Source organism: Legionella yabuuchiae, assembly GCF_900640115.1.
Taxonomy (GTDB): Bacteria; Pseudomonadota; Gammaproteobacteria; order Legionellales; family Legionellaceae; genus Legionella_A; species Legionella_A yabuuchiae.
The window spans coordinates 14,383-27,002 of record NZ_CAAAIW010000030.1 but is presented as its reverse complement, the minus strand read 5'-3'; the positions used below and the strand labels follow the sequence as shown (position 1 = coordinate 27,002).

Here is a 12,620-nt window from a genome sequence, read left to right as displayed (position 1 = left end):
ACTGTCTATCAGATAAAGAAAAGTCTCTTGCGTAATTATTTGATTCAAGAGCTTAAAAGTCCATCTGTTTTGATGAGTTTTGCGTAAGTCCTGTGAATTTTTTGGGCAACTCAAAACAACTTTACCCACAGAAGAGGATAAAGGTCTTTTTGAGGAAACCATGAGCCAGCTGATTAACAAAATTAATATTATTGAAGTCGATTATTTTCGAGCAAAATACCAGCAAGAATTTGGTGATACACAAACGCCAGAAACCATTGAAAACATGGCAGAATTAACAAAACTTAAAAATTATCATAAGCTTCCAACAGTTATGCAATACTGGGCGCGTCGAGGAGGCTGGGGTGATATCATTCACAATCCGGCTGCACACATTTTAGCAGTAAAACGAATCCAGGCTTGGTCTAGTAGTGCCACCCCCAAACCCAAGACATCACGATTGAGTCTTTTCAGAGCACCTGAAGTACAAACTGCGGAAGAAGTTGGCAGTTCATCATTGGCTTCTAGAGGAATATCGGGTTAAGAAATTATTTACCGTTATCTGCGCTTCGCGACTCACGGAACACCCTACTTGCTGCGGCACGACCGCAGCATCCATGCTATGCACTTCATCCGTTTTTGTTTGAAGCAAAATCTCAGAAATAGACTTAGCGCGAAGCCTTTACCATGCATAAAGCCAATTTTAGCCACTGCACAAAATCTAGGCATTAAAGGTTAACCACATCCAATGCCAAAGATTTCATAAAATTGGTTCTTAAATATTTTTCATAAACGCCTGTCTTGGTTAGGAGTTTAGAGATAACTGTTTGAATACCTCAATAGCCTCTGATACATCAGCTGGCTTAAACACCGCTGCATTATCTATTTCCTCATGAATAAATTGGTTAGCGCTTCTAAAAGATCCCGCGGACAAAAAAGGTTGTGACGGACTTGATCCACTACCGCGTAGGCGGCAGATGAAATGTCAACAGACTCTAATATACCCGTGATCTTTCAAAACAAATGCTCGTTATAAACAATAAAGATTAATTCGATTCAGTCGATAAAGTCAAAAAAAGCTATACTTAATGGGAGTAAGGAACTAGGATGGCGAAATGAATCATAATCCCGCAAAAGGTTCATCATTTTTTCACCGGGTTAAAGATACAAAGCTCAGTCAAGCGGCGCTTAATCTTATTTTTGTTATTGCTCTTTTATCAACCATTCTTTTTAGTTTTGTATCTTATAAACAAATGCAAACCCTTGCTGAGGCCAGTCAATCCGTAATCCATACCTATAAAGTCATTGATCAAGTGAATTCCGCGCTTTATCTCTTTGTGAGCTTGGAGTCTCAGCAACGAGGTTTTTTAATCACTACACAAGAACATTTTTTGGCTGATTTCGATGAAGACGTCCAGGAACTCAAACAAGAATTGAAAGAATTAGCTCTGATGACTTCTGATAATGAGGAGCAGAATAAACGCGTTTTGGAGTTTATTGCTTTAATCGAAGAGCGTCTTAATGGGTTAAACCGAGTGATTTTGTTGAAACATAACAATAAGCTTTTTACCGAAGAAGGAATTAATTTACTAAACCGGAGTCAAGAAGTTTCAACGCGCGTGAAAGGCATTGGCCAAGAAATCAATGCGGTTGAACACGTGTTGTTGCAAGAAAGAAATGAAGCTAAGACTAAAAACGCTGACAACACCAGTTTTATATTGTTAATAGGCAATATTATTAGCGTTTCATTTCTTCTTTATGCTTTTTTGTTGGCGAATTTTGAGTTAATTAGACGTAGAGAAACTGAACGTATGCATTCTCAGACCGAAGTACAACTAAGAAAAATTATTGAAAGCTCCACGGAAATGATTGCAGCGTTTAATAACGATGAGCAATTTATCATGTTTAATGACAATTATTTTATTGAATTTAAGCGCTTATTTGGGAAAAAGATTGAAGTAGGAATGGTCTTACCGGATGTTTTGAATGACGTCTCAGAAAACCGAAGAGAATTTGCAACCGATTTAAAAGAATCGCTTATCAAAGAACTTAATGAAAAAAAAATAGAATGCATCATTCAAGATGAAAAACACGTTTATGAACTGTCATCCTCGCACATAAAAAATCATGATCCAGAAAATGGCAGTGTTATTCACAGCTTACGAGACATTACCAAACGACTACAAGAACATGAGGAGTTACAGGCATCGTACCAACAGCTTAGCCTAGGTATGAAAGTGTTAGAAAACAAAAATCAGCAAATTACCTTACTCGTCGAAATGAGCGATATCATGTTAGCCTGCAGCTCACAAAAAGAATTAGCCCACGTTGTAGAGATATACTCAACACAACTCATGAAATTTGCTAGTGGGTATCTTTACATTATGCATCCTTCTAGAAACTATTTAGAAAAAATATTAAGTTGGGGAACCCCCCTTTCCCAAGAACAAACCTTTACCCCGCATGAGTGTTGGGGAATCCGGCTTGGACGTATTCATCAAATTGATAAACAGCATCATACGTTGGTTTGTGAACATATCGAGGACAAAGAAAACAATAACGCAATGTTGTGTATTCCCCTCATGGCTCAAAATGATATATATGGGTTACTGTATCTTGAGTCAGAAGAAGCCGCATTATTTGAGGATGAAAATCAAAAACTCTTAATTATCGCCTTTTCCGAGCTTATTGCGCTCGCTCTTGCCAACGTAAGGCTTAGAGAAAATCTTCGCCATCAATCCGTTCGTGACCCCTTAACAGGCCTATACAATCGAAGATATTTGGATGATTTCTTGTCAAAACTAGTGAATCAATCGCAAAGAACAGAGTCTCCTATCTCAATATTGATGCTGGACTTAGATCATTTTAAAAAAATTAATGATACCTTTGGGCATGATGCTGGAGATGCGGTATTAAAAGAAGTAGGTCAAATCATAGAAAATTCAATTCGTGATGGAGATATCGCCGCAAGATTTGGTGGGGAAGAATTTGTCGTTGTGCTCTACGACATTGACCTGGAAAGCTCTCGCATACGTGCTGAAGCCATTCGCAAGGAAGTTTCACAGCGGCAAGTTAAATATGGGGCGCAGATCATAGGGCCAATCACGATCTCCCTTGGTATCTCAGCCTTCCCTGTGGATGGAAATAACCCCAACGATTTACTTGATGCGGCGGATAAAGCATTGTATTACTCTAAAAACCATGGTCGCAATCGTGTATCGTTGTATTGTGACATTACAGAAGAGAATTTAGAAAAAAACCCTAAGAAATAGGGCTAAATTGAAAATACCGGCCTAACATCCCCATTAAAAAAATAATAATACAGAATGGGGACGGTTGTTTCTTCAAAACCGTGTTCAATAATATAATACTGATTTATAGAAGCCCCTACCCCAGACTCCGACAAAGGTGATTCGATGCAAAGATAAGACTCGCCTTTAAAGTCGATTTTTTTCCAAAATGAACGAACCGTAAATGGAATTCCGGGTTTGATTCTAGGATTTAATGAATGGTTTATCGCGGTATCAAAACGAATTTTTTCATGATTTCGTACTAGAAAAAATTCCTCACCACAAACCACCATACCAAAGAGATGATGTTTAAAGTGACGGTTGTATCGGGCTTCGCAATTATCGATATTATCGCTTGTAAAACCATCTTCTTCTATTTCTTTAATAGTAAGGTCAGGCATCGTGGCTTTGCCTGTCATGCAAGATTGAATGACTTCAAAAGGTGGTTCGCCCAAAGCTGAATGCGTTAGAAACATCAGCAGAAATAATTGGCTTATCCGATTCATAAACATTGACCAGCTCCCGCCGCTTTTAAATACTCTTTGTTTAATTTCCATAAGACGGTAGCGCCAAAAGCGGCAGTTGAATCAAACCTATAATGATATATTTTGCCCCCGATGATTCGATCGATAAATGGTGATTCAGGAATACAGAATACATTATGAAGTGGATTGATAAAGCGAAATCCCTGTTTATATTTGGTATGATTAGGCCCTTTGGTTTTTAAATCGAACCCATCCCAAAAACAACCACCAGAGGCGTAATCGATCCCATTATACAGAGCGTTTCGTGCGGCCTCATACGCTTGCGCAAAGGGCAATTCTGAAGCTGAGCACATTAAGCGATTATATCTTGCATTGCCGTCATAGACCGCATAAGAAAAATTTTTATATTTTTGCACTAACGCATTCACCGTGGGTTGGTGTGCTGCATTTCTTCGACGAACGGTAGCGGATGCAATTGCTGCCATTTCTGCAAAATTGTTTAAGGTTGAAGCTTCGCCATAAGCAATACCGGCTAATAATTGTTCTTCGGATACAGTGTTTAAGTCCACCTCGCAAGGAGAGCTTGCTATGGGGCAGTTATTATTAGAAATTAACCTATCCTCGAGGGAGTAGAGTTGTAGATTAAGGTTTGGCTCTGCCGCTATGGAAGCTATGGAAATAAAAAAAATGAAAGGGAGTGTTTTTAGGAGGTTTATTATCCAAACATGAGAAACATTATTTCTGTAAAAAGCGAGGGAGATCATCCAGATACATGCTAAGCAATCCATTTTGGGATTATTATAAGCAGGAAGATTTGCTTGTCAATGTCTTGGGATCAAAACGCCCTGGTTTTGCAAAAGCGATGCAATTTACCGCGACTTAGAGGAGATTCCCGGACCAGCCGGAAAAGCCGGTTGAAATCACAAAGCACTCAGCTATTCTTTTTTGTTGATATTAATTAAGGTGATTTTCCATTCACCATCTTCTTTAGTGAATGTATATTGAACAGCGACTTCTTTGCCATCTTTGGTGGTCAATGTTCCGCCGATAACGCCTGAATTGTTTTCAATTTTTCTTTGAGTAAAACTGACGGATTCAGCATTTTTAAGTGCGGGGTAAAGTGAAATAAATTGTTCAAACTGATTAAATGGAATGGCTTTTTGAAACTGCTTTGAGGTATAGCTGTAAGCTAATTGATTTTGGCCCGCTCTTAAGGCTGTCAACTGTAAGCGCGCAACATCCACCATGCCGCTGGTAAGATAAAAAATAATTCCAATAAAGGTGGAAATTGAAATCACAAGCCAAGCAATAATGGTACTGATCACAATCAGCGAACGCTTAAGAAGGGAGGGTTGTTTCGTTAGAATGATGGCTCTTTTTTGCTTATCTTCAAATTTATTATTGGTAATAAACATTAAATCAACAAGAACCCATAGCCCAAGGCCGCCTGCTGTAATGAGCATGAGAAATCCAGTTACGTATTTTCCCACAAAAAAACGATGGATACCGAAGCCTCCTAGCAATAAGCATAGAAAATAAACCAGTTCAGCTGATTTAGGACTTTTTATCCGACCAGTTACAGGTTGATTGTAGATCTCATCACTCATAGAATCCCTCCTTGTTTTCCAAATATACCCGTTAGTTAATAATTTCTTAAGGTTTTTTATGTAATATGGATTATTTAATTCTATTTTTTGATTAGTCTAAAAAGTAGTCAATCCCTATTCAGAGTTCATTATGCCACAACCAAATCATTGGACAAACCTGTATGAACAGATAGGCGTGCAAAGAAGCGTTGTCAGCTTGTTTCATATGATGCCTGGTTCAGAGACATTAGATAGCTCAATTCAGAAAGAATTTGATGATTTTTTTGATGGCACTAATGGGGTTCAACGGCGAAAAAAAGCGCCAACAGCTACGCTTGTGAAAGCAAATTATGAAACAGCTATTTGGAAAGATACTACCAAAACAACGAAAGAGTCATGGTATGAATTGGTTAAAGCGATACTCTCTATAGAAACGGCGAAGTTTTATAATAGGGAAAAAAAGGATTATTTTGACATTAAACCGTTCAATGACATTATTGCTAAGCATATCGATGTTTTAAATATGGATAATGAAGACGATAGAAAAAAACTTTTTAGTCTATTAAAAGTACTCGTAGGACGGCGTTTGACGGTTTGTATTTTAGTAGAAAAACCTCCGTTCCCGAAACTTAAAACTTCACTCGAAGTAGCAGAAAACTGCTTTTTAAAATTAAAAAATGAATTTATCCCATCAATTGTGTCTATTTTTGAAGCAAATGAAGATAAAAATGGTGCATTTAACTCCTCCTTAGAACGTATCAAAAACTATTCTCGGGAAGCTGGTACTTATAAACAAATCACGGGTTATTATATTGAAGACGAGATTGTTGCTTGTGGCACGGAGCAACAAGGGAAATCACCCAAAACATTGTGGAACCCTGTTAATAGTGCACAAAGAGCAAGCTTATACGGTGTTCTTGCGATGAGTGTTAGCGAGGATATGAAGAAGACGGAGTATAGAAGTTTTAACCCTCGCAACTTTACTAACAATAGAATTCGTAAGCAGTTAGCTGGAACGGTAGGAGTGGGACAATTTGATTGCAGGGTAGCTTTAGCCATTTTATTTTTTTTGAAACACAGATTTAATCATGAAACTCAAAGTGCTTTAGATCCAATGGGAGGCTGGGGCGAACGCTTGATTGCCTTTATGGCCTATATGCAGCATGTTCAAAATTCAGATCAAAAAATTACGGTTGTGGATCAAAATTCAAAACTCGCGCCTAATATATATACCCGTGATCGTTCAAAATGCGTGATTTATGTTTTTTCTTTTTCGCCCTGCCGCATTTTAAAAAACTCGCAAGGGAATGAGCCATTACTCGCTTTTTAAAATGCGGCAGGACAAAAAATAAAGGCGCCTAAAAACTCGCATTTTGAACGATCACGGGTATATCAACAGATGATTGAGCAATATCAAGATCACGAGCACCCTATTACTACCGAAGTACACAACGGATATATTGAAGATATTGCACCTGGGTTGCCGCAGCACGATACAACATTGACTTCCCCCCCTTATATTGATGAGCGCAATAAGCTTATCGAGCTGTATCATGGCATAGAATTAAAGCGATTTGATAAAATCGATTGGTTTGACAAGGTAATTATTGGTGCCATATGCAGAGCGGGAGGCAACGTTAATAACTATGATGGCTCAGTTAAAGTTCTCATAATTAATCAATACATGAGACGACTGTTAACTGAGAAGCTGGCGGGTAAATTGGAGATATTGGGAATATACAAGTACCCAGCAGGTAGATCAAAAGACTGTCTGGCTACTGTACATACTGTAACTGTAGATAACAGCAAGGAGGTCATAGTAATACTCAGAAATACTGCGCCTACTGCATTAACACGCTCACCTCAATTAGAACTACAGGGGCCCGAAACAAAACACTCTGATGCAGAGAACCCTCAAAAAAAACGTGCCTCATATGTTAGAATAGTAGGAGAGAGGACCATAAGATTTTTCCCACCGCAACCCCGTCAGATTGCAGAATCTCAGGCTCAATCGCAACAAGCCAAACGCGCTCAAGTGCCGCTACTTCACGGAGAGGCAACCGATTATAAACGGTATAAATTATAGACACTTGTGAGTTTCGCTATCTAAGTCTTTACTATAACGTATTCCATGACAGATGAATTCGATTGCCAGACTTTATACCCTTCTAGGGTAATGGCTTTCTTAAGCGCTTAGAAGTTCCTGCGACAAAAATTATAATGAGGCATACGTACAGATTTGAGCTCTGTACATGACAAAAAATCCTGTCATGTACAGAGAGATTTGAGTTATTTTTTGTTAATTTAGTTTTAGAATTTGGTTATGATAAAATTCATACGTCTTATTTAACCTGTCGTTTAATATTGAGAAATTTCGCAATGAGTTCTTTCAACAAACAGATGTTTTATAAAAGCACGCGTTTTTTAGGCTACGGATTCGCCTTTGTGGGAATATTTATAGCGGCTAATGCTTACGGCACGGGGAATTTGCAAGACGCAATACGTATGTTTGCATTCGTCGGGATAGCGCCTTTGGCCTTTTGCGCTTTTTTATGGCATACGATTGGGCAAGGCCATCTTATTGAGACCTCTGAGAGCCCTTTCTTTGAGGTTGAGTGTGGCGGCGCTAATTTAGGAATTAGCATAGGCTTATTGTTAGCGTGGTTGTTGCATGCTTCTACGGAAACGATTCGGTATCTTTTATTGGTTTATTTTATTTATTTGTTAGTAAGTGCTATTTCCCACTGGCTATATCGAGGCTTTCGGAAGATGTTACATTTTTTACCTTTATTGTTCGCAATGCTATTTTTTATTTCTCTTCACTAGATTAAGCTGCATCCATCCCTATTACACCTGTCTTAGAAAAAAAATTTTTATTGACGATGAAGACGATTTTTGTTTTATATAAGGAGACATGGAAAAAAATAAGCGAGGTGTGCAATGGTCTTACATGCTGTGGGTACATCGTTTTTTAGGAGGTCTTTGTCGTGTCCTGATATGAGTCGCGGAGCTTCCGAGCGCAGAAGGGATGATGGACAAACTGAAGCGGCACGAATGATTCAACGATGGTGGAAGCAAGTTCACTTAAAACAAACTGCTGAAGAATCATCGCGCTATATTAAACACATTGTTTCCCTTCAACAAGCCCAAGATAAGTCATTTTCAAAACTAGAAGAATGCGTTCTTGATGAGAATACCCAGACCATCACCCACACTCTTTTAATGCATTTAGAACAAATGAAGGACATCATTATTCCTGCAAGACATCATGTCTTTGATGTGCGTTGTCCGGAGCGTGTTTTTCTATCAGCCTATCTCATCGCCACAAAATCAGATCATATTTTTGAATCTCCGACGAATATTGATGAGCGCTTATTAACCCAAGCTGAAGCGATGCTGATCTCTTTTGAAAACTTATGTCGTTTTATGAGTGAGACTTACATGAGAGATATTCCAACTCATGTGGGCTCCCCCCTCGCCTGCGAAACCCCCTCATCTGATCGAGTATTTGCAAGCATGGAGCACTATCAGCTAAGCCAATCGCAAGAAAGAATGCGAGCTGATAAACGATTCATGAAGGAAGGACGCCCTTATTTGGAGGCGTTTCATCAAGCACAAAACGCATACTATGAAACCTTTGTAGAGTGGGAATCTAATAATCGCGCTCGATTGGCTAAGGTTTGCATTGATCAATATTTGAGAATTGAAATCAAACGTTTCGCAACGTTGAACAATCCCGATCCTAGGCAATTAGAACTTTATGATGGGTACGGTAAGCAATTAGATAGCTTGCGAAAGAAAATAAACAATTTATTAGGAATGGATGGCATTGAACAGCTTGAGGATAATTTACAATCCTTGAAGGAAGCGCTTGAAGCCAATAAATGGATGAGTTCTCCAAACGAGGTGTTGGTGCATGAAATGGCGCTCAATCCAACATTTGCGCTTCCTGCTGAGTGCTTCGAGGTTCACCCTCAACACGACATCGATTTGGCGATATCAGCACTGGCAAGTCATGATCATGAACCTATTCTTGCGGTAATTGAGGAAATTCGTGACAGACTCGCTTTTTTAACCCCTCATAATGGGCCGCGAATTAGGCGATTGAAAGAAGCGTTTAGCAAAGAATCGGTTACTGCTGAGATCGAATCCCTTGGCTTGGAAGTCGGGCTTTACAAGGTTATTAATGCGATTATTGAAGAACTTAAAGAAGCAGGTTCCGAAGCACATGCCCCGGCAACAACTGAATTTCAAAGAGACCTCGAACTAAGACTTGATTTGGGAGCAAATTCAGGTGTTTTATTGAAAGAATCTGTTGATTTTATCTACAATAAATTTTCTGAAATTAACCGGGAAATGGCTGATTTTGTCCAAACCTTAGTGGCCAGTAATCCCATCGATTATGAGAAACAAGCATTTTATAATCGCTTACAAAGCGGCCAGTTTAATCTGGCCAATGTTCTGGGGTGGATCGATAAAATGGTTGCTTCTCCAACCACTTACCGATTGAATAATGCTATTTTATGTTCGCAATACATCTCAAGCCATGTCGCTAATGCCATTTGTCTTGGTGTTATCCAACAATCTGGAAACTTTGATCTGGCTGCATTACCCGAAACATTTTACCTAGATCGCGTTCGCTTTATGAATTGGCATGAGCAATATCAACGTATTTTTCATACGGCTGCAGCGATGGGATATTTAGATGTTTTTTGTCAAAAATATGGTGTTAAACTTTCTTCAGAACAATTATTGATGCAAAAAAATGCTCTAATAATGACGCTTAAAGAAGAGCAGCTCACCGAACCTCAAGCAATAGCCGCTCATGTCTTAGAGACACTTCATGCGTTACTCACTAAACATGGAAAACGATTAAGCGCCGAGGAAGAGCGAATTCAAACTAAGATCATTGAAGACATCTGTACCGGAAGTCATCGAATTGCAGAAATATTCCATAAACGACTTGGGGATCAACTTTCTTTTTACTTCTTCAAAGGACGTCTACCAGAGGTTACTGCTAGTCAAGGAAAACTGTATGGTTTAAGAGAAGAATTAGCAGAGCTTGGCAAAGAAATCGTCCCTTTACTGCGCCATCACGTTAAGGTACATGACGCATTTTATTATCGACACATCCAAACTCGTTTATGGAGTCCCTTATTTGCTACGCTGCGAGAGCCTACTCTTCTGCCGGAAGCTCCGTCGTTGCTTTCCTCACAGCAGGAGTGGGTTGAGAAAGTACATGATAAACTTCATAAAATGGCGTTTCTTCTGTCAGGGTTAGCGCTTGTGCAGCAAACAGTAGCCTTTGCTGACATGTGGAATTTAAACATAGGGATAAAAAATTCCACATTAAAATCACTCGCCGAATCATCTGGCTTAGTAGAGATGATTTCCGACTCCTCGGTGACAAAAGATCATATGGCTAGCAAATTCATTGAACTCATGAGGCATGTCGCCAATGAACACGAGCTCTCTTTTGAAGAAGAAGATGAACGAACATTTAAAAAGATGCTTCAGTTCTCTAAAAGTGGTCAGTCTCCTGCTTGTAAGGTGTTTTTGGATGAGCTCTCTTGTACGTATCGCCAGTTTGTGATTAAAGAAGAACATCCTACCCTAAACCAAAACCTACTAACGTCAGAATTTTCCAAAGAAATCATTGGTATGTGTCAGGAAGTTAAAAAGCTCGTTGATGCGGTTAAACACGCGCACTTACCCGAGGACGTTGACCCAATTGCGCAAACAATTCCCATATTGCGTTCAGGACGAACGATTGGTACCTTGAGTTTATAACAAGTAACGCGTATTTAAGCACCCCGTGACGTGCTCACGGGGTCTATACAATGTCCTGTGCGTATATACCCGTGAGTTCAAAATGCGTGCTTTTAGACGCCTTTATTTTTATCCTGCCGCACTTTAAAAAACGAGTAATGGGCTCAATTCCCATGCGAGTTTTTTAAAATGCAGCAGGGCGTAAAAGAAAAAGCATAAATCACGCCTTTTGAACGATCACGGGTATAAAACCTTATGCAAAATACCGAAACGGAAAGCCCCGCCCGAATTGAAACCACAGCCTTGAGAATTCAATTAGGTTTCCCTCAAAAAATTCGAAAGAGACTTTTATAAACCAATTTTGGTTAAGTGCGTAACTTCTGCAAACCACTTGGCTACTTCATGTTCCTCTTTGGTTGGTATCCGGCTATTCATTGGATCAATATATATGATCTGGGAGTCACCACCTCCTGAAGACAGTTCATACGTTATTTTTTTTGGCAAGCCCGGCGCGTCCTTAAAAAACTCGACCTCTCCCTTAACTTTGATCAAATCCACGCCTTTTTCTAATAATAAATATTTAATAGGCTCCTCAACTTTAAAGTAAGTATCATAATTACTTCCCGCAGTGGTAGGGTCGAGGTTATCTTCTGCCTGTGCCCCCATTAAAGACCATCCTTGACGATGCGCCCAATGATAATTACACCCATTTTGCTTGTCTTTAATAATCGCGCCAAGTGCTTCCAAAACATCTTTTGCGGTTTTACCGTTCATCACTTGCACCTGGCTTATGGGTCGTTTAACACCCATCCTCGCATAGATATCAGCGGCGGTTATGGAAAATTCAAACCGCTCAGGGGAATTATCTGAAACAAAAACGGGTAACTGGGGCGGTTTACCTCGCGGCTTACCTCGCGGCTTACCTCGTTGCTTATCTTGTTCGTTGTCTTGTTGCTTAACTCGTTGGTCTGGGTCAAAAAAGGGTAACCGGCGCGGTTTACCTCGTAGCTCAACTTGTTGCTTAACTTGTTGCTTAACTCGTTGGACTCGGTTTGGTGAGGGGTCTAATCCGGGCTTTGTAGGGGTGACTTGACGCCATAATGAAAAACTATTATTGACCATATCGCATTCATACTTCGAGCCATCCACGAGCGCATAAGGTCTTGCCCTATCCTCATCCTCCCTAAGCTGTAATGGAGAAAGACCGATATCATGATTTTGCATAATATCTTGCACTTTTGTTCGTCTCCTGGGGGTAAGTGGACCACCCCCAGGCGATGTTATTTTAAAACGTGGTTTATGACTTTTACCTACTAAGCGTATTAAATTCTTCCAGCTCTTTTTTGAATTAGGTGCAGTGTTTCCGCGCGGATGGAAAAAAATCGATCGTCTGGCACTCTTCTGATGCAACAGAGCGCGCATTTTATGTACGTCAATTTTTAGAAAATCAGAAGCGGCCTTGATAATAAATTTCGGTGTCAAATTATCAGGGTTTAGATTAAATTGCTCAA

10 protein-coding genes are annotated in these 12,620 nt (G+C 39.6%); 6 read left to right on the top strand and 4 right to left on the bottom strand.

The window, feature by feature from the left end:
* Window positions 1-79 precede the first annotated feature (79 nt).
* Both E1O47_RS10620 and E1O47_RS10615 read left to right on the top strand, forming a co-directional pair.
* Window positions 80-523 carry a hypothetical protein gene (locus tag E1O47_RS10620; protein ID WP_165475103.1) on the top strand — a complete coding sequence of 148 codons (444 nt, stop codon included), beginning with the start codon at window positions 80-82 and terminating at the stop codon, window positions 521-523.
* A 571-nt stretch (window positions 524-1,094) separates the two neighbouring features.
* A complete protein-coding gene (locus tag E1O47_RS10615) occupies window positions 1,095-3,251 on the top strand; it encodes a diguanylate cyclase (protein WP_133131236.1) in 2,157 nt (718 codons plus the stop codon).
* Between the two features lie 2 nt (window positions 3,252-3,253).
* Here the strand turns inward: E1O47_RS10615 and E1O47_RS10610 are convergent, their stop codons facing one another.
* From E1O47_RS10610 to E1O47_RS12305, 3 genes are all read right to left on the bottom strand, one after another.
* Window positions 3,254-3,775 (bottom strand): hypothetical protein, encoded by a 522-nt coding sequence (locus E1O47_RS10610; protein ID WP_133131235.1) that lies wholly within the window; start codon window positions 3,773-3,775, stop codon window positions 3,254-3,256.
* Window positions 3,772-4,323, bottom strand: coding sequence for a hypothetical protein (locus E1O47_RS10605; protein ID WP_133131234.1), 552 nt, complete (start codon window positions 4,321-4,323; stop codon window positions 3,772-3,774). The genes E1O47_RS10610 and E1O47_RS10605 overlap by 4 nt, the downstream gene beginning before the upstream one ends.
* Window positions 4,324-4,689: 366 nt before the next feature.
* Entirely contained in the window at window positions 4,690-5,361 is a 672-nt protein-coding gene (locus tag E1O47_RS12305; protein WP_165475102.1) for a DUF4864 domain-containing protein, read from the bottom strand.
* A 130-nt stretch (window positions 5,362-5,491) separates the two neighbouring features.
* On the opposite strand from E1O47_RS12305, the gene E1O47_RS10595 reads away from it, so the two are divergent.
* The 4 genes from E1O47_RS10595 (at window position 5,492) to E1O47_RS10580 (ending at window position 11,130) form a co-directional block, all read left to right on the top strand.
* Window positions 5,492-6,670, top strand: coding sequence for a hypothetical protein (locus E1O47_RS10595; RefSeq protein WP_133131233.1), 1,179 nt, complete (start codon window positions 5,492-5,494; stop codon window positions 6,668-6,670).
* A gap of 69 nt (window positions 6,671-6,739) precedes the next feature.
* Window positions 6,740-7,426 carry a hypothetical protein gene (locus E1O47_RS10590; protein ID WP_133131232.1) on the top strand — a complete coding sequence of 229 codons (687 nt, stop codon included), beginning with the start codon at window positions 6,740-6,742 and terminating at the stop codon, window positions 7,424-7,426.
* 293 nt (window positions 7,427-7,719) lie between these two features.
* Window positions 7,720-8,166, top strand: coding sequence for a hypothetical protein (locus E1O47_RS10585; protein WP_133131231.1), 447 nt, complete (start codon window positions 7,720-7,722; stop codon window positions 8,164-8,166).
* Between the two features lie 171 nt (window positions 8,167-8,337).
* Complete coding sequence (locus E1O47_RS10580) at window positions 8,338-11,130, top strand: TCP11-related protein (RefSeq protein WP_133131230.1); 2,793 nt, start codon at window positions 8,338-8,340, stop codon at window positions 11,128-11,130.
* Between the two features lie 327 nt (window positions 11,131-11,457).
* Here the strand turns inward: E1O47_RS10580 and E1O47_RS10575 are convergent, their stop codons facing one another.
* Window positions 11,458-12,345, bottom strand: a complete 888-nt coding sequence (locus tag E1O47_RS10575; RefSeq protein ID WP_133131229.1) for a hypothetical protein — start codon at window positions 12,343-12,345, stop codon at window positions 11,458-11,460.
* Window positions 12,346-12,620: the final 275 nt, after the last annotated feature.